Genomic DNA, 17847 nt, shown 5'->3' on the forward strand with positions numbered 1-17847 from the left:
GGGCGGCGCCCCCCCCCCCCCGCCGGGGCCGCCCACCCCCCCCCCCCCCCCCCACAAATCCGGGCCCGTCCGCGGGGGGCGCCCCGCGCGGGGGGCGCCCCGTCGGGCGCGACCCGCTCCCGCAGGGCGGCCTTGGCCCGCGGCCACTCCTCGTCGATGATCGAGAAGATCGCGGAGTCCCGCAGCCGGCCGTCCTCGCCCGGCGCCCAGGAGCGCGAGTAGTTGCGCAGCACCCCTTCGAAGCGGGCCCCGACCGAGGCGATCGCGGCGCGCGAACGGGCGTTGCGGGCATCGGTCTTGAGGTCCAGCCGGGACACGCCCCACTGCTCGAAGGCGTGCTCGAACATCAGCAGTTTCGCCTCGGCGTTGATGCCGGTGCCCTGCGCGGAGGCCGCCAGCCAGGTGAAGCCGACCTCGATCGCGTACAGCGGCCCGTCCTCGGGCAGGTAGCGCGGCTCCCAGAACGCGGTCGCCCCGACCACCCGGCCGGTCGCCGCCTCGATCTGCGCGTACGGCGCGAGCAGCCCGGCCTCGACCCGCCGGTGCTGCGCCTCGACGTACGCGGCGACCTCGGCGGCGCGCGGCACCCAGGTGAAGCCGAAGCTGTCCCGGTGCTCCTCGGCGGCGGCCGCCAGGCCCGCCTCGTGCCGCCGGTCCAGCGGCTCCAGGCGCACCGACCGGCCTTCCAGCACCGGCCCTTCGAGTCTGCGGGTCATGCCTGCTCCTCCGCCCCGAGCGCGCGGCGCAGCGTGACGTACGGAACGGTGTCGCCGTCCAGCAGGTAGCGCTCGGTCTCGGCGAAGCCGCGGCCCAGCGCGAACGCCAGCCCCTCGGCGTTGCTCTCCAGCACCACGGTCTGCACCGCGTCCACGCCCCAGGCCCGGGCGCATTCGAGCCCGCGCCGCCACAGCCGGGTGCCGTAGCCCTGCTCCCGGTGGCCCGGCAGCACCCGGGCGATGACGGTGGCGGCCCCCTCCGACTCCTCGTCGGGCGGCCGGACCGTCGAGCACCCGACGGCCAGCGCCCCCAGGTACGCCACCTCCAGCCGGTACCGCCCGGCCCGCTCCCGGACCTCGTCCAACGAGAGCGGATCGGTCGGGACGATCACGTTGTGGATGTACTGCCAGTCGGCGAGCATCTCCTCGCCGACCGGCCGTTCGATCCGCAACGCCCCCGGCGGGACTGACGGTCCGGCGGGCGGCCCTGCGGGCGGTGCGGCCGGCATCTCGGTGCGCAGTTCTGTCACGGCAGCAGCGAACCGGCCCCGGTGATCCACCGTCAACCGGGTTTTGTGTCGCTCTACCACGGCTTGGCAGGTTTCCCGTTGCCAGCGCATCGCCTCATAGTTTGAACTTTCAGCACGTTCGACACCGCGGGCGGACCGATGTGACTAGCGTGTCGTCCTGTGTTCGACAGCAAGAAACCCTCAGCTGCAGGCTTCTGGGACGAAGGTCTGACCCGGAGGATCAAGGCACTGGCCTGTGCTGCGCCCCTACAGGCCCTGGACAGCAACAAGGGAAGCCTGAGCAAGGTCGATGCCAAGGTCTACCACCTCGCCGAAGTCGCGCTGCACACCATCGACCAGGTCACCGTTGCCATGGACTTCGACTCCGGCGCGGACCAGGAGCAGGTGCTCGCGCACACGGCCCGCTTCGTGGCGCTCCAAGCCCCGGACCGCTCCGAGAAGGAGCACCGGGCCGTCGCCCTGCACGTCCTGCAGCGGCTGATCAATATCGGCACGGTCGACCGCAGCTTCAGTCAGGTGTACGGCGCGGTCGACAACGACGGGGTCTACCGACGGCTCACCTTCGAGTTCAATCTGCTGGTCGAACGGGCCGGACCGGACGGCAAGATCTACCTCCGCGCCACGGACGAGGCGATCAACGTCCTTGTCGGGGCCCTCGACACCGATGTCGAGTCCGCCCAGATCGCGGCCGAGGTCAAGCTCGAGAGCCTCATCAAGCGGGGCCGCCTGGCCGAAGCCAAACTGGCTGCCGAACAGGCGCGCTACCGTACCGTGCAGTACGGCGAGATGCTGCGCCAACTCCTCGAGGCCACCACCCGTAACGTACGGGCGGTCGACTGGGAGCACGAGGTCCCGCGCCTGCTCCAGAACGCACTCGACCACATCGAGGACCGCTACCGGGCCGAACACCACATCCTGACCAACATCAGCAAGGCGCGGGACGAGTCCGACGAGGAGCAGCACAAGCAGCGGGCCGCCGAGTTGGTGGTGATCGTCCGCGACTGCATCCGACGCCACATGCAGTTGCAGACCCGGCTGCTCACCGCAGGGGACCTCTTCCGTGCCGAGCAGGACCGGCAGCAGTTCGTCGAGCCCCCGCGCACTGCGGCGATCGACCTGCACGGACAGTTGCTGACACCGATGCTCGGCCTTTCGGCTCGGGACGCCACCACGCTGGGGGCCGGCTTCTTCCGTGATGCGAGCGGGGTGAGACGGTCCTCGGTGCTGGGCCTTCCGTCCCTCGTCACCCGGCTGCTGCGGCCGCCGGCCGAGCGGCAGCGGCTCGGCGGTGAGATCCCGGACCCCGACGTCCGGCGCACCGAGGAAGCGGTGCCGTTCACCCTCGATGACTGGGCCGCCACCGATCGCCTGCTCAGCCTGCGTCACCGGCCCCGCAGGTTGAGCCGCCTGCTGATGGAGGCCGAAGAGATCGCCCCCAGCACCGCCGACCTGCTGGTTCATCGTGCTGTCAACGCATTCAGCCCTCAGGCCAACCAACGCCGGCTCCAAGGCGATCCGGATGTCCTGATCGCCGTCCGGACCGGCGACCCGTTGGACCTCCCCCGGTTCTCCGGGGACGACCTGCTCCTCCAAACAGTGGCGTTCCACCCCGCCGACGACAGCACCGCACCGCACGACAACGACGGCCTCTCCGAGGAGGTTCCTTCATGACCGCCGCCATCAGCACTGTCGACGCGGAAGAAGCCGCACAACTGATCGCGTTCGGTCTGCGACCGAGATACCACCCCACCCAGGACACCGAGTACCAAGATCTGGTGACGCAGTACCAGACGAACGAGGACTTCCAACTGCTGACCTCGCGGATCGCGGCAGGTCTCGGCCTGCGCCTGGTCAGGGTGTCGGCCGCGACCGGGGTGGTGCTGGCCTCCACCGAGGGGTCCGTGTTCGAGATCCGGATGGAGGACTACTCCCGTTCCGCCGCTGCGGAGAAGCCCGGCGAGAAAGTGATCCACGGAATCGTCCACCTCGCGGTGGCCGCCCTGGTGTTCCCCCGCCCGGCCGACCTCGCCGACGACAACTACGTGGGCCGGGTCACCGCCCGTGCCGTGGACCAGACCGTGCGGGAGGTCTGCCGGAAGCTCAAGTCACGGGCCGAACGGGTCGAGCACTCCCTGGACGCTCCGACGGACACGCCGGAACTGGAACGGGCCTGGCGTGTGTACAGCCGCCGACCGGAGGTGTCCAGCACCAAGGACAGGCGCGCGGCGATGAACTCCACGACGACCATCGTCGGCCGGGCCCTGAAGTTCCTCACCGAGCAGGGTCTGCTGGTGGAACTCGGCGAAGTGGACGGCGAGACCGTGTACCGCAGCACACCTCGGTACAACGTCCAGATCCGCGAGCTGGCCTCGACCGCGGCCTTCACGGAGTTGCTCCTGCTGAAGGTCGTTCCCGACCTCGTCGAACCGCCGGGGAAACCGGTCTCGGACGCCCCGGCAGCCCATGTCGAGGACGGGGACGAGGACAGGCACGACGACGAGCCGGGGGCGACCGATGTATGAGCTCTCCCGGGTCCTGCTCAAGTCGGTCGGCCCTGCCGGGGCCCGCTACCAGGACGTCCTACTGGATCTCAGCGGCGTCGGCCACCCGATGGCGGACAGCCAGTTGGGTTTCTTCGGCACCGGCGCAGTAGCGCGCCGGCCCTCGCCGGCGACCGTGCTCTTCCTCGAGAACGGCGGTGGGAAATCGGTCCTGATCAAGCTGATCTTCTCGGTCGTCCTGCCCGGCCGCCGGATGGCGATCGGGGGCGCGAGCAGCGGTGTGCTGGAGCGCTTCGTGCTGGAGGGCGACACCGCCCACATCGTGCTGGAGTGGATCCACGTCCGCAGCGGGCGCCGGTTGATCACGGGGAAGGTCTCCGAGTGGAGGGACCTGAAACCCAGTACGGACTCCCGCAATCTTGTCGAACGCTGGTACCACTTCCGGCCGACCGGCCGTCTCGGGCTGGAGAACCTGCCGATCGCCGACAGCAACCGGTACGTCCGGCTCAACTCCTATCTCGATGCGCTCAAATCAGCCCTGGCCGATCCCGCCGCAGAGTACGGCCAGTTCGAGCGGCACAAGGAATGGACGGACCGGCTCACCGAACTCGGTCTCGACCCGGAGCTGTTCCGTTACCAGCGCAACATGAACACCGACGAGGGCGAGGCCGCCGAAGCCTTTCCCTTCACCAGCGACAACGCGTTCGTCGCCTTCCTCCTGAACGCGGTACTGCCCACAGAGGCCCCGGACCAGCTGGCCAAATTGCTGGACACCTACGCGGTCAAGCTCGACCAGCGCAGTCGGATGGTGCTGGAACGCGACTTCGTCGAAGGTGCCCTGGGCATTCTCGTCGAACTCGCCGACGCCAGGAGGACCGCCGAGGAAGCCCGACGGCACAGGCTCACAGCGGCGCGGAGCATGGCCGTGCTACTGCGCCGGTTGCAGGCGAGGGCGGAAATCGAGGCCGAAGCCGTCAGGCGTACGAAAGCCGAAGCCGGGCAGCTCGCCATCGACCTCGCGCAGGAGAAGGAGGAGCACTCCGCTCTCTGTGCCGCGACCACGGAACTGGAACGCCTGGTCGCCTTCCTCAGGTTCGAGGAGGCCGAAGTGGAGCACCAGCAGGCCAAGCGGGAGGCCGACCTGGCCGCGACGACTGCAAGTGCCTGGCAGTTGACCCCCCTGTTGCTCCGTCATCTCACCGCCGAGCGGCGTCTCAAGGACGTAAGGGCAGTGGTCACCGAGACGGAAGAGGCGGCCCGGCCCGCCCTGATCGCCCGCGACCGCGCGACGGCGCGACTCGCTGCCGCCTTGCAGGTGGACTCCCGGAGGCTGCTGCGCCAGGCCGACATCGCCGAACGTGCTGCGGAGGAGTCCGCGGAACAGGCCAAGAATGCCCAGAGCGATCACAACAAGGCCGTCGGGCGGGCAGCCAAGCACGATTCTGCGGCGGCATTCGCCGAGGCGCGGATCGGCGAGGTCCTGAACGACATGGCCGCTGCTGTCGACGGCGGTCTGCTCCCGGCCGGCACTTCGGTGCCCGCGGCCCTCGAACAGGCGTCAGCAGCAGCACGGGCGAACGCCGACAGGATCGCCGCGCTGGAGGAGGAACGAGACCGGCTGGAGCAGGGCCGAAAGACGGCCTCCAAAGCCCTGCAGGCCGGCCAGGCCCGGCATGCCGGCCTGATCCGTACCCGTGACTCCGCCGAACGGGACGTCACTTCGGCCACCGAGCGGACCGAGGCGCTTCGCACGGACCCCCTGTTCGGCGAACTCCTCGGCTATTCGGCCGACGTGTTCGACACGGCGGCGGACACTCTCGCGGTCGAACTCACCCAGGTGCAGGAGCAGGCCACCAGCGCCATCACCAAGCTCCAGGTGGCCGATGCCCAGGAACGGCCGCAGCGCCTCGCCCTGGAGACCAGCGAACTGCTGCCGGCCGGGCCGGAAGCCATCGAGGCGAAGGATTCCCTGCGGAACGAAGGCATCACGGCCTGGACCGGCTGGGAGTTCCTGGCCGCGATTCCGGATCTGACCCGGCGTCGAACGCTGGCCGAACGCATGCCGCACCTCGCGGTCGGCATCCTGCTCAACGAGGCCGAGGACCTGCCGCAGGCACGCAAACTCCTCGACGACGGCGAACTGCGTCCACTCACCTACCTCCCGGTGGGTACCACCGCGGCGATGGCCGCCGACCACGAACCGCCGGGCGGCGTCGACTTCGTCGTCCCACCGCACCCAGCCCTGTACGACGAGCGGGCCGCCGATGCGGAGCGGGGGCGGCTGCAGCAGCTGTACCGGAGTCGACAGCAGCAGTTGACCGAACTGTCGGCCCGCAGGGACGATGCCGCCGCCCTCCGGGCCCGGGTCCAGGAGTGGCGCCGCGAGTTCCCGCTCGGACGGACGGCCGAGTTGCGGGAACAACTCGTCGCCGCCTCGGCACAAGCCGCAGCCGGTGCCGAGGAGGTCGCCGCTCTCCAGGCCGCGCTCGACACGGTCGACCAGCGACGTGAAAAGGTCCACACGACCGTCAAGGCGCTGCAGGCGGACCAGCCCGGTCTGGAGAGCGCTGTCCACCGGCTCACCGCGCTGGCCGAACAGGCGGCGAAGATCCCCGGCTGGCAAGCAACCGTCGAACGGGAACAGGCCGGCGCCGAGCAGGAGCGGGCCATGGCCCGTACGGCCGCGGAACTCGCTGCGGAGTTCCGGGCCCGAGGTGCTGACCGAACCCGTGCAGCCGACCGCCATCGGGCTTCCGAGAGCCGACTGGCCGAGGAGCTCACCGCGCTCGGCCCGGTCCAGCCCGTCGAACCGGGAGAACCGGAACCCGCTTCCGAGCCGCTGGAAGTCCTACGGCGCAGCCACCGCAGTGCCTCCGAGACCTACCTGAGGGCTGCCGTCGGTGATCAGTTGGCGACCGATCTCCGGCAGGCGGAGCAAGAAGCCACCGGACTTTCCGTCGAGATCGGCGGCCATCCGGCCGGCGTGGTGGCACGTGCACGTGAACTGCTGTCCTCGCCCGAGGGCGCCGACCACGCCTCACGCGAGGCCGCGCGTCGGCTGGCCGAGTTGTCCGCTCCCGAATTGTCCTACCGGGCCGCAGAGTCGATGGCGAAGCTGACGACCTGCCGAGAGGACTACGAGCGTCTCCCGGCGCCTCCGGAAGAGATCGACCTCGCCCCGTTCGAACGTCCTCGCCACATCGCCCACGGCCTCCGGCAGATCACCGAAGCCGTATCCGCGCGGGACCGGGTCGGCCTCAACGTCCAGGAGATGGAGCTCCACCGCAAGAATCTGGAACGGACCCTGACAGAGTCCCAGGACTCGCACCGGATGTTTGCGAAGTTCCATGCCGAATGGCCCGAGTTCGCCGATTCCGAGCCCGCCGAACTGCTCGACGCCCCGGCGTTCGAAGGAGATCTGACGGTCGCCCAGGCCCGGCACCACACCACCAGGCTCGCCTACGACGAGGCCCGCAAACAGGCCGCTGCCGCCCAGGAGATCGAACGAGGTGCGGCAGACCGACTCGCCAGGCACGCAGGACAGCGTCGTTTCCTTCCCCTGGGTACGCCGAGCTATCACATCATGCTCAACACGGACCGCAGCGACCTGCCCGGCTTCGCCGAGGAATGGTCGGCCGCCATGAGCCGTCGGCTTCGATCGCTGAGCGACGACCTGTCGACGATCGATCGCCACCGCACCCAGATCGTGCACCAGTTCGCGCAGCAGGTCGGCGAGGCACTGCAGATCCTCAAGCGGGCCCAACGGTTCTCCCGCCTCCCCAAGGAACTCGGCGACTGGTCCGGAAAGCAATTCCTGAAGATCGATTACAAGGAAGTGGACGAGGCGACCCTCCGCTCGAAGATGGGCGACATCATCGACAAAGCCGCCCAGGAGACGGCGAAGGCCCTTACTGCGGGCCGGGAACTGAGGCGTTCCGGAACTTCGCTGATCCTCGACGGAGTGACCAGCGCGGTTTCCGAGGGGTTCAAAGTCTCCATCCTCAAGCCGGACGCCGTCCTGCGCTCGGAGCGTGTCCGGGTGAAGGAACTCCGGGCGATCTTCTCCGGCGGCCAGATGCTCACCACCGCGATCATCCTCTACTGCACGATGGCGGCGCTCCGCGCCAATGACCGCGGCCGCATGGGAAATCACCACTCGGGCACGCTCTTCCTGGACAATCCGATCGGCCGGGCCTCAGCCACCTACCTGCTGCGCCTCCAGCAGTCCGTCGCCACTGCCCTCGGTGTCCAACTCGTCTACACGACGGGCCTGTTCGACACTACGGCACTCGATGTTTTCCCCCTGGTCATCAGGCTGCGCAATGACGCGGACCTCAGCGCAGCACGAAAGTACCTGACGGTGGAAGAGGTCTTCGGCCGTTATCTCGACAGCCAGTTGGGCCAGGTCGAAGGTCGAGGTCTCATCGGCGCCACCCGTTACTTCATCAAGGAAAGGGGCGGAGATGCCACATCACCGGAATGACCCACAGGATTCTGCGGAGCCGAGCGCACAGGCAACCGAACTTTTGCACCGACTCCGCGAGTCGGCCGAAAAATCCGGCTGGAAAGGTGCCAAGGGGAAGCAGATTCCGATCGCCGACGTCATCAACGCCGCAGATGGGATCCCCGCCCCGTCCGGCCGCGAGCACGTGATCCCCAGAAACCTCCTCGCCGCATACCTGGGCGAACTCAGAAAATTTCGACACCTGAAGTACTCGGACACCAGGACGGACCACGAGAAGGACTCTCTTCCGCTGCAGGTCCTGCTACTCCCGTACCGCTCCCCCGTACGGCAAATGCCGCCCGAGCCGGTGTGGCACAGCAGCATGTCCTGGGCTTCGCCCTACTGGGAGAAGCACTACACCACCGCGCCCATTCGCGCGGCCTACACAGCGATGAACAAATGGCTCCACAGCGGCTCCTCGGGCCGGGCGCTGCCCGTCCGGGAGCGCGCGTTGGAGATCTTCGGCAGCGAAGCCTTCTTCCAGCAGGCAAAACACCCTGGCGAGAAGGTCTTCGACAGCCTCAATCCGAAGCCGGTCCTGTCCGATCCGGCCAGACTCCTGCCCCTCATCAACGCTTTCCGGGTGGACCCTCCGCTCCTCACCCGGGCGTTCGACACCGTGCCGCTGGGCGAGGAGGAGGGCGGCTACCACCGGACCGGACCGGGACGCGGCCTCCTGGTCGTGGAGAACTCCACCACCTACTGGTCCATCTCGCAGTTGCTCAAGCACGTCGACCACGGGCTCGGCCATGTGGCGTGGGGCATCGGCAACACCTTCACGGCATCGATCGGCAGCCTCGGCCGGGACGACAACATCTCGCACGTGGTCTACTTCGGCGACCTCGACACCACCGGCCTGCGCATCCCGCTGACCGCGCTCCGACGCAGGCTCCCCTGGCTGGAATCCGTCCGGCCGGCCGTCGGCCTGTACGACATGCTGCTGCGCCACGGCCGTCCCGCAAAGGCCATGCCGAAGGAAGCGCGGATCGCTCCCGCGGAGGCACGTCGGCTCGCCGACTGGCTGGACCCTGCGCACCGCGAACGAGCGGTCGATCTGCTGCTGCGGGGCGAGCGGCTCGCCCAGGAGTGGGTCAACCTCGATCGGCTGAGCACCGAGACCGATTGGCACGGGGACGTGCGTTGACGTAACCCCGCTCCGACCGCCTCGTTGATCACTGGCCCGATCGCGGCCACACCTTGCCGCCCCGGGTCGAAACGTCGATCGAGGGGGCACACCGGATGATGCCGGTCGATTCGGATGCCGTTCGGACCCGGGTCTCTCGCCCCTGGATCGCCCGGCGGGTACTGGCAGAACTCGAGTACGCCCCCGTGGTGGTACTCACGGGAGAAATCGGGGTCGGAAAATCCTCGCTGCTCACCCATGAGGTGACGGCAGAACTGACTGCCCGTCGGCTGTGGCCCCATCACTGGGCTCCCGAGCCCGGACGCGATCCACGGCAGCAACTGGAAGAGTTCACGGAGACCGTCCTGCCCGGCCTGCCGAGACCGACCGTCCTGCTGCCGACCGTCGAACTCGCCCAGGACGACTTGCCGCGTGTGCTGGACGACCGCGGCGTCCGGGTGGTCACCTCCTCCCGCCGCAGCGACCAGTGGCTCCCGCCTGCCCAGACCGTGGAGGTGGGCCGCTTCACCCCCGCCGAGTCGATCTACTACCTGACTCGTTCCACCAGGAGCCTGCCTCCAAGGGGAGCCGCACGGATGGCCGAACGAGCGGGCCATCTTCCGTTGGCACTCGGCCACGTCGCGGTATGGCTGTCCCAGGCCCAAGCACGGTCGATCGGGGGAGACCGGCTGGCTACGGAGTTTCTCGAGATGATCGGCGATCACGCCGTAGGGATCTACGGGGAACCCGGCCCGGACGGCTACCCCTCCACCCTGGTCGGCGAGACGCGGTCGCTCCTCCGCAGTCTCCACTCACGCGACCCACGAGCGACCCGCGACGCACTGGACGCACTCGCCCTCATGTGCGGCGGCCCGTTTCCGATCCCCGTCCCGAGCAAGCACGTACACGCCTCGCACTGGCGCCCGGCCTCCGGCGGATTGCCCGCCATGTTGCCGCAGCGGTTCCGCAAGTCGCTGCAGCCCGCAGAGGCCATCGGCCTGGTCCGGCAGGATGCGGACCGGATCGTGATGGGGCCGCTGGAGGTCGATCTGGTACGTGGCCTGATCGCCCCCGCAGAGCGCCGGCGGGTGGCGGAGCTCGCTCTGTCGATGCTGCTGAGCCGAGTCCCGGCCAACGAAGGCCGGGCCGAGTGGAGCGACTGGCCCTGCTGGGCCGAGGTCTCGGAGGTGCTGATGGCCATCGATCCCGCGGACGCGGTGGGGCCGGAGGCACAGTTCACCCTCCTCGGCGCGGTCCACTTCACCGGGGCCCAGGGCCACTACCAGGAGGCATACGCCCGGCTGGTGCGACTCCGCAAGGCATGGCGCCCCGCCACGAGCACCATCTCCCCGCCCGTGACGGTCGAGGTCCGACTGCGCGCCCTCGACCTCCTGTCCGAAACCGCGGCCCGCCTCGACAACGGCAAGGCGTCGAGGTTCAGCGGCGCCGCGTACCGCTACCGCCGTACACGACAGGGAGCCAACCACGCCGACACCCTCGCCAGTGGGCTGAATCTGGCCCGGTCCACCGGAGACCTCGCCCTGCTGGTCGACCTTCGGGAACGTGCCGGGAAGGGCGGCCATCGTCGGCTGGTACTGCGCATCGACTCGGCCTTGGCAGAGTTTCAGTTGACATCGCATCACAAGGCCGTGCCGGTGGCCGAGTTGACCCGCATCCACGAGGCCCAGTCGGAGCTCCTCGGCGCAGGGCATCCCGAAACGTTGTCCGCCCTGCTTCTGCTCGCCCGGGCCCACGCCAAGAACGGCCACGCGCAGCGGGCTCTCAAGACGTACGAATCGTTGGTCGCGGGCCGGATCGAGAGCCTTGGCGAGAGTCACCCCGACACCGGGTCCGGCATCGCCGCCCTCGAAACCCAGCAGAGCGAACTGGCCCCCTGAATAAGGGAGTCCGTGGCCGCCGGCGGAGTCGGAGGGGCCGCCGGCGGTCGGCCGGGCGGGCGTCAGGCGTCGGGCTGCGGGGCGAGTTGGGCGAGGGCCTCGGTGAGGGCGGTCTCGGTGGTGGGCTTGTCGAGGCCGAGGGAGGTGAGGACGCCGGTGCCGGCCTCGTGTTCGAGGAGGGCGAGCAGGAGGTGCTCGGTGCCGACGTAGTTGTGGCCGAGGCGGAGGGCCTCGCGCATGGTGAGTTCGAGGGCCTTCTTGGCGCCGGCGTCGTAGGGGACGAGGTCGGGGACCTCTTCGACGGCGGGCGGGAGGGCGGCGAGGGCGGCCTCCCGGACGGCGTCCGGGGTGACGCCCTGCGCGGCGATGAACACGGCGGCCAGGCCCTCGGGTTCGGCGAGCAGCCCGAGGACGAGGTGCTCGGGGCGGACCTCGTCGTTGCGGGCGTCCTTGGCGGCCTGGTGGGCGGCCATCACGACGTTGCGGGCGCGCGGGGTGAAGCGGTTGAAGCCCTGGGCGGTGTCGATCGTGCCGCCCTCGCCCGGGTCCTTGGGGACGAAGCGCTTCTGGGCGGCCTGCCGGGTGACGCCCATGCTGCGGCCGATGTCGGTCCAGGACGCGCCGGAGCGGCGGGCCTGGTCGACGAAGTGGCCGATCAGGTGGTCGGCGACGTCGCCGAGGTGGTCGGCGACCAGGACGGCGCTGGAGAGCTGGTCCAGCGCTTCGGGGTAGGACTGCTTGATGCCCTCGATCAGGTCGTCGAGCCGGATGGAGGGGTTCTTTCCCGTGGTGTCAGCCATGAGGCAACCCTAGGTTGACAGTCCGGCACTGTCAACCTTCGGTTGACACCCCATCGACTCCCCGTCGACGCCCTGCCGGCACCCCGCGATCCGGCCACTCCCTACTCGCGGGTAGCGGCTGTTTCGGCCGAGTTCACCGCGTCGCCGTCCGCTGTCTTGTCCCCGTCACGCGGGCCCGAGTTGACTGCACAACATCTCGTCCCGGCCACCCTCGGAGCCACCATGCCCACCACCCGTGCCGCCCGCGCCGCCGCCGTACTGACCGCCGCGGCAGCCCTGTTGACGACGCCTCAGGCCTTCGCACAGGCCGAGAGCGCGCCCGTCACCGTCGCCCCGCTGAACGTGCTCACCTACAACACCTTCCTGATGAGCACCTCGCTGTACCCGAACTGGGGCCAGTCCTACCGGGCGCAGGCGATCGCCGGTGCCGACTTCTTCCAGGGCCACGACGTGGTGGTGCTGGAGGAGGCGTTCGACAACTCGGTCTCCGACGCGCTGGTGGCGAAGGCCACGGCCGCCTACCCGTACCACACGCCCGTGGTCGGCCGGTCGACCAGTGGCTGGGACGCCACCTCGGGCAGCTACAGCAGCACCACCCCGGAGGACGGCGGCGTGCTGCTGCTCTCCAAGTGGCCGATCCTGCGCAAGGAGCAGTACGTCTTCAAGGATGCCTGCGGCTCCGACTGGTGGTCGAACAAGGGTTTCGTGTACGCGCAGCTCAACGTGAACGGGCAGCGCACCCACGTGGTCGGCACCCACCTGCAGTCCACCGACTCGGGCTGCGCGAGCGGCCAGGCCGCCGACATCCGGGCCAAGCAGCTGCAGGCGATGAAGGGCTTCCTGGACGCCAAGCAGATCCCGGCGAACGAGCCGATCGTGCTGGCCGGCGACCTGAACATCGACTCGCACGGCGGCGAGTACCCGTCCCTGCTGACCAACGGCAACCTCGCGCCCGCCACCACCCGGGGCGGCTGGGCCGACTCCTTCGACACCGTCGACAACTCGATCGCCGCCTACCGCTACCCCGGCGAGCCGAAGGAGGACCTGGACTACGTGCTGTACCGGGCCGACCACGCCCGCCCGCAGCAGTACACCAATACCGTGCACCGCTTCCACAGCGCGCCGTGGACGGTCAGCAGCTGGGGCACCTCGTACACCTACTCCGACCTCTCGGACCACTACCCGCTGATCGCCGGCTGACCGGCCACGGAAACGCGCGGAGCGCCGTCCGGAAAACGCTTTCCGGACGGCGCTCCGCGCAGCTGCGGTCGGACGGACGGGCGGGCGGGCGGGCGCGCTACTTGCGGGGCTGGGCGAAGCGGACCATGTTGCCCGCCGGGTCGCGGAACGCGCAGTCGCGCACGCCGTACGGCTGGTCCATCGGTTCCTGGAGCACGTCGGCACCGGTGGCGCGGATCCGCTCGAAGGTCCCGTCGCAGTCGGGGGTACGGAAGTTGACGGCGCGCAGCAGGCCCTTGGCGAGCAGTTCGGCGGCGGCCCGGCGGTCGGCGTCGGTGGCGCCGGGGTCGGCGACCGGGGGTTCGAGGACGACCTCGACCTCGGGCTGGGTCGGGGAGCCGAGGGTGACCCAGCGCATCCCCTCGAAGGCGACGTCGTTGCGCACCTCCAGCCCGAGGGCGTCCCGGTAGAAGCCGAGCGCGGCGTCGTGGTCGTCGACGGAGATGAAGCACTGCGAGAGCGTGATGTCCATGCCGCAGACGCTACTGATCGGCGGCGGCGTCCGCTTCTCCGTTCCTGACCGACCGCCCGGCGGTCCCGGCGGCGGTCGCGGCCCCGGTCGCGGGCTCGGCGGGGCGTCCGGTGTCGGTGCCGCGGATCGGGCGGGTCAGGTACATCGCCACGCAGGCCGTGATCGACTCGGCGGCGCTGTGGTCGCGGGCCCGGTAGGCGCTGGGGCTCTCGCCGACCAGTTCGGTGAACCGGGTGCTGAACGAGCCCAGCGAGGTACAGCCGACCGCCATGCAGACCTCGGTGACGGAGAGGTCGCCGCGGCGCAGCAGCACCTTGGCCCGCTCGATCCGACGGGTCATCAGATAGCTGTAGGGCGTCTCGCCGTAGGCGGTGCGGAAGCTGCGCTGGAAGTGCCCGACGGACATCAGCGCGACCTTCGCCAGCGCGGCGACGTCCAGGGGTTCGGCGTAGTCGCGGTCCATGGTGTCGCGGGCCCGCCGGAGCCGCTTGAGGTCGTCGATCTGCACGCCGCCCAGGGTAGCGGCCGCCCTCCTCCCGCCCCCGGCCCGGCCGCCCGCCCCGGGCCCCCGCACGGGGATATCCGGTTGCCCGGGGCGGCGGACGTGCACGATCCTCCGGGGATGGAGACCCCCGCGCGGAGGCCCGCGCCGCTGATCGACCTGGGCGACGAAGACCTGCCCGACCTGGTGCTGCGCCGCCTGGTCGGCGAGGCGGACCTGCCGGAGCTGTCCCGGGTGATCGAGGAGTCGGTGGAGCACCTGCGCCCGTGGATGCCGTGGGTGGCCGGGCACGACGAGGCCAGCACCGCCGAGTTCCTGGCCGGCCGGGCGGAGCGCTGGGAGAGCGGCGCGGCGTTCAGCTACGCGATCGTGCTGGACGGGGCGATCGTCGGCGTCTTCGACCTGTTCCGGCCCGAGCAGAGCAACGAGGCCGCGGACGGGGACGCGAGTACAGGTACGAGTGCAGGCGAGGACGGGAGCCGGACCGGGGCTGGGACTGCGGCGGGGCTGGAGATCGGGTACTGGCTGCATCCGGCCGCGACGGGCCGGGGCGCGGCCACCCGGGCCGTCCGGGCGCTGGTGGCGGAGGCGTTCCGGCTGCCGGGGGTCGAGCACGTCGACATCGTCCACGACCCGGCCAACCTGGCCAGCGGCGCCGTCCCGACCCGGCTGGGCTTCACCGAGCACCTGCGCCGTCCCGCCGAGATCCTCGCCCCGGCCGAGACCGGCGAGGAGGTGGTGCGGCGGCTGACCCGCCGTCGGGCGGAGAGCGCGGCACGCTGACCGCCGCACACCCCGGCCCCCAATCCGCCGACCGCTCCCGGCGGGATTGTCGGACCGGACAATTCACCCGTTGGCCGGGCACGTCGCGGCCCGTGTCGGAGCTTTCGCGCTGCTAGTTTTTGAGTCACGCGAGGGAGCCGGGTGGAGTGGCCGAGAGGCGAGGCAACGGCTTGCAGGGCCGTGTACATGGGTTCGATTCCTGTCTCCACCTCCTCGCTCCCCTCGCACGACCGCTCCCGCCCGGACGGGCCGGGCGGCGTCCGAGGAGGGAGTGGCCCTGATGGCCATCGCCACCGTCAATCCGGCCGACGGCCGCACCGTCGAGGTCTTCGATCCGCTGGACGAGGCGGCCGTGGAGCGCCGGTTGGCCCGCGCGCAGTCCGCGTTCGAGTCCTGGCGGCTGACCACCTTCGCGCAGCGCGCCGAGCTGATGCACCGGGCCGCGGACCTGCTGGAGCAGGCGAACGAGCAGGTGGCCCGGACGATGACGCTGGAGATGGGCAAGCCGCTGGCGCAGGCCCGGGCCGAGGCCGCGAAGTGCGTGAAGGCGATGCGCTGGTACGCGGACCGGGCCGAGGCGCTGCTCGCGGACGAGCACCCGGCGGACGCGGACGTGGCGGACTCCGGCGGCGTCTCGGCGTACGTCCGGTACCGGCCGCTGGGTCCGGTGCTGGCGGTGATGCCGTGGAACTTCCCGTTCTGGCAGGTGGTGCGGTTCGCCGCGCCGGCCCTGATGGCGGGCAACGTGGGCCTGCTGAAGCACGCCTCGAACGTGCCGCGGACGGCGCTCGCGCTGGAGGAGCTGTTCGCCCGGGCCGGGTTCCCGCAGGGCTGCTTCCAGACCCTGCTGATCGGTTCGCGCGCGGTCGAGGCGGTGGTCCGGGACGAGCGGGTGGTCGCGGTGACGCTGACCGGCAGCGAGGGCGCGGGCCGCGCGGTGGCGGCGGTGGCCGGCGACGAGGTGAAGAAGACCGTCCTCGAACTGGGCGGCAGCGACCCGTTCCTGGTGCTGCCCTCGGCGGACGTGCCGGCGGCGGTCGAGCGGGCGGTGACGGCCCGGGTGCAGAACAACGGGCAGTCCTGCATCGCCTCGAAGCGCTTCGTGGTGCACACGGACGTGTACGAGGAGTTCCTGGCCGGGTTCACCGCGCGGATGCGGGCGCTGACGGTCGGCGACCCGGCGGCGGAGGACACCGAGGTCGGCCCGCTGGCCACCGCGCAGGGCCGCGCCGACCTGGAGGAGCTGGTCGCCGACGCGGTCCGGCTCGGTGCCTCGGTGGAGTGCGGCGGGGCCCGCCCGGACGACCCGGCGCTGGCGGACGGCTGGTACTACCTGCCGACGGTGCTGACCGGGATCACCCGGCGGATGCGGCTCCACCAGGAGGAGGCGTTCGGCCCGGTCGCCACCGTCTACCGGGTCGCCGACCTGGACGAGGCGGTGGCCGTGGCCAACGACTCGCCGTTCGGCCTGAGTTCGAGCGTCTGGACCCGGGACGAGGCCGAGCGCGAGCGCTGCGTGCGCGACCTGCGCGCGGGCGGCGTCTTCTTCAACGGCATGACGGCCTCGCACCCGGCGTTCCCGTTCGGCGGCGTCCGGCGCTCCGGCTACGGGCGGGAGCTGTCCGGGCACGGCATCCGGGAGTTCTGCAACATCACCACCGTCTGGTCCGGGGCCTGACCATAGGGCCCGGGGCCGGGCCCGGGGGGTTCAGGCGGCGTGGCGGCCGCCCGGGCGGGCCTGTTCGCGGCGTCCCCAGAACTGGGCGGCGAACGCGAACAGGGTCACGCCCCACACCACCGAGAACACGATCAGCACCCAGAGCTGCTCCACCTGCGGGGCGACCAGGCCGAGGCCCAGCGACAGCGCGAGCAGGAGCACCAGCGAGGAGTTGTGCCTGGCCGTCGCCCAGGCGGCCAGTTCCTGGACCGGGTTGGGCCGCGACGGGCCGGCAGCGGTAGCGGGCATCGCTCTCACCTCCGCAGAATTCAGCGTCTGTTCGAGTATCCCGCTGGTCAGCGGGCCCGGCAGCCCGGGTAGCATCACGCCGAGGGGACGCCGGGGACGCCGGGGACGCCGGGCGACGACGAGGGGGCGCGGGTGGCGATACGCGGAGGGCTGCGCGGGCCGGGACTGCGCGGGCTGGAGCGGCAGGCGTCCGAACTGCCGGACGGGGCCGAGCTGTACCGGCTGCGCCCGGACGGCCGGGTGCTGCGCGCGGACCGCGCGGGTGCCCGCGAACTCGGCCCGGAGGACCCGGACAGCGGCCTGCTGCGCTTCATCGACGACCGGCAGTGGGCGCACTACTTCATCGGTGACGCGCGGACCTCGCCGGAGCGGCCGTCGAACGCCACCTACAAGCTCGGCCTGGTCGCCCCGCACAGCGCCTTCACCCCGCACGCGCACGGCGGCGAGCACCTGGTGCTGGCGCTCGGCCCCGCCTCCTGCGGGCTGTACGACGCGCGCCGGCGGCGGGTGGTGGACGTCGCGCTGGCGCCGGGCACGCTGATCCGGATCCCGGAGCTGATGCCGCACTCGTTCGGCAACCGGGGCGGCGACCGGCTGGCGATCCTGGCCGCCAACACCGGCTACGGCATCGACCACGAGGACTACGCGATCACCGCGGACGTCGCCGAGCACCGCGGCGAGGCCGAACTCGCCGCCGCCCTGCGGGAGGTGACGGCCCGTCAGCGGATCGGTACCGTCACCGCCCGGGAGCGGCTGGCGGCCCGGCTGCACCGGATCGCCGCCGCGCTGGAGGACGCCCGGTGAGACCGGCGG

14 protein-coding genes, 1 tRNA gene and 1 pseudogene are annotated in these 17847 nt (G+C 70.7%); 10 read left to right on the top strand and 6 right to left on the bottom strand.

All coding sequences use genetic code 11. From position 1 onward, the window contains the following. Window positions 1-107 precede the first annotated feature (107 nt). Together ACIQBJ_RS03140 and ACIQBJ_RS03145 are read right to left on the bottom strand one after the other, a co-directional pair. Window positions 108-716, bottom strand: a pseudogene (locus tag ACIQBJ_RS03140) (GNAT family N-acetyltransferase); the annotation flags it as partial. After that, window positions 713-1138, bottom strand: coding sequence for a GNAT family N-acetyltransferase (locus ACIQBJ_RS03145; protein WP_400703477.1), 426 nt, complete (start codon window positions 1136-1138; stop codon window positions 713-715). The gene ACIQBJ_RS03145 and the pseudogene ACIQBJ_RS03140, both read right to left, overlap by 4 nt. Window positions 1139-1405: 267 nt before the next feature. Between ACIQBJ_RS03145 and ACIQBJ_RS03150 the strand changes: the two genes are divergently transcribed. The 5 genes from ACIQBJ_RS03150 (at window position 1406) to ACIQBJ_RS03170 (ending at window position 11272) form a co-directional block, all read left to right on the top strand. Beyond that, a complete protein-coding gene (locus ACIQBJ_RS03150; protein WP_400702515.1) occupies window positions 1406-2917 on the top strand; it encodes a hypothetical protein in 1512 nt (503 codons plus the stop codon). Then, window positions 2914-3768, top strand: a complete 855-nt coding sequence (locus tag ACIQBJ_RS03155; protein ID WP_400702518.1) for a hypothetical protein — start codon at window positions 2914-2916, stop codon at window positions 3766-3768. The genes ACIQBJ_RS03150 and ACIQBJ_RS03155 overlap by 4 nt, the downstream gene beginning before the upstream one ends. Beyond that, a complete protein-coding gene (locus ACIQBJ_RS03160) occupies window positions 3761-8230 on the top strand; it encodes a hypothetical protein (RefSeq protein WP_400702521.1) in 4470 nt (1489 codons plus the stop codon). The genes ACIQBJ_RS03155 and ACIQBJ_RS03160 overlap by 8 nt, the downstream gene beginning before the upstream one ends. Beyond that, window positions 8211-9395, top strand: a complete 1185-nt coding sequence (locus ACIQBJ_RS03165; protein WP_400702524.1) for a Wadjet anti-phage system protein JetD domain-containing protein — start codon at window positions 8211-8213, stop codon at window positions 9393-9395. Before ACIQBJ_RS03160 ends, ACIQBJ_RS03165 begins: the two co-directional genes overlap by 20 nt. Window positions 9396-9490: 95 nt before the next feature. Next, complete coding sequence (locus tag ACIQBJ_RS03170) at window positions 9491-11272, top strand: hypothetical protein (protein WP_400702527.1); 1782 nt, start codon at window positions 9491-9493, stop codon at window positions 11270-11272. Between the two features lie 62 nt (window positions 11273-11334). Here the strand turns inward: ACIQBJ_RS03170 and ACIQBJ_RS03175 are convergent, their stop codons facing one another. Further along, the gene (locus tag ACIQBJ_RS03175) at window positions 11335-12072 is read right to left on the bottom strand and encodes a Clp protease N-terminal domain-containing protein (RefSeq protein ID WP_400702530.1); all 738 of its coding nucleotides are present in this window, start codon (window positions 12070-12072) and stop codon (window positions 11335-11337) included. 222 nt (window positions 12073-12294) lie between these two features. Here ACIQBJ_RS03175 and sph point away from each other — a divergent pair, with 222 nt between their 5' ends. Continuing rightward, complete coding sequence (gene sph / locus ACIQBJ_RS03180; RefSeq protein WP_400702533.1) at window positions 12295-13272, top strand: sphingomyelin phosphodiesterase; 978 nt, start codon at window positions 12295-12297, stop codon at window positions 13270-13272. 97 nt (window positions 13273-13369) lie between these two features. Here sph and ACIQBJ_RS03185 read toward each other — a convergent pair whose 3' ends face one another. Further along, window positions 13370-13783: a VOC family protein gene (locus tag ACIQBJ_RS03185; protein WP_400702536.1), complete on the bottom strand. Its 414-nt coding sequence runs from the start codon at window positions 13781-13783 to the stop codon at window positions 13370-13372. Between the two features lie 10 nt (window positions 13784-13793). Beyond that, the gene (locus ACIQBJ_RS03190) at window positions 13794-14246 is read right to left on the bottom strand and encodes a helix-turn-helix transcriptional regulator (RefSeq protein WP_400703480.1); all 453 of its coding nucleotides are present in this window, start codon (window positions 14244-14246) and stop codon (window positions 13794-13796) included. A 159-nt stretch (window positions 14247-14405) separates the two neighbouring features. Between ACIQBJ_RS03190 and ACIQBJ_RS03195 the strand changes: the two genes are divergently transcribed. The 3 genes from ACIQBJ_RS03195 to ACIQBJ_RS03205 all read left to right on the top strand — a co-directional run bounded on the left by ACIQBJ_RS03195 (window position 14406) and on the right by ACIQBJ_RS03205 (window position 16746). Next, window positions 14406-15068, top strand: a complete 663-nt coding sequence (locus tag ACIQBJ_RS03195) for a GNAT family N-acetyltransferase (RefSeq protein WP_400702539.1) — start codon at window positions 14406-14408, stop codon at window positions 15066-15068. A gap of 140 nt (window positions 15069-15208) precedes the next feature. Beyond that, window positions 15209-15279, top strand: a tRNA-Cys gene (locus ACIQBJ_RS03200). A gap of 69 nt (window positions 15280-15348) precedes the next feature. After that, window positions 15349-16746 (top strand): NADP-dependent succinic semialdehyde dehydrogenase, encoded by a 1398-nt coding sequence (locus ACIQBJ_RS03205; protein WP_400702542.1) that lies wholly within the window; start codon window positions 15349-15351, stop codon window positions 16744-16746. A 30-nt stretch (window positions 16747-16776) separates the two neighbouring features. Here ACIQBJ_RS03205 and ACIQBJ_RS03210 read toward each other — a convergent pair whose 3' ends face one another. Beyond that, window positions 16777-17034 carry a hypothetical protein gene (locus tag ACIQBJ_RS03210; RefSeq protein WP_400702545.1) on the bottom strand — a complete coding sequence of 86 codons (258 nt, stop codon included), beginning with the start codon at window positions 17032-17034 and terminating at the stop codon, window positions 16777-16779. A 132-nt stretch (window positions 17035-17166) separates the two neighbouring features. Between ACIQBJ_RS03210 and ACIQBJ_RS03215 the strand changes: the two genes are divergently transcribed. Continuing rightward, a complete protein-coding gene (locus tag ACIQBJ_RS03215; RefSeq protein WP_400702548.1) occupies window positions 17167-17838 on the top strand; it encodes a cupin domain-containing protein in 672 nt (223 codons plus the stop codon). Window positions 17839-17847: the final 9 nt, after the last annotated feature.

This window comes from Kitasatospora sp. NPDC088391, assembly GCF_044753345.1.
GTDB lineage: Bacteria > Actinomycetota > Actinomycetes > Streptomycetales > Streptomycetaceae > Kitasatospora.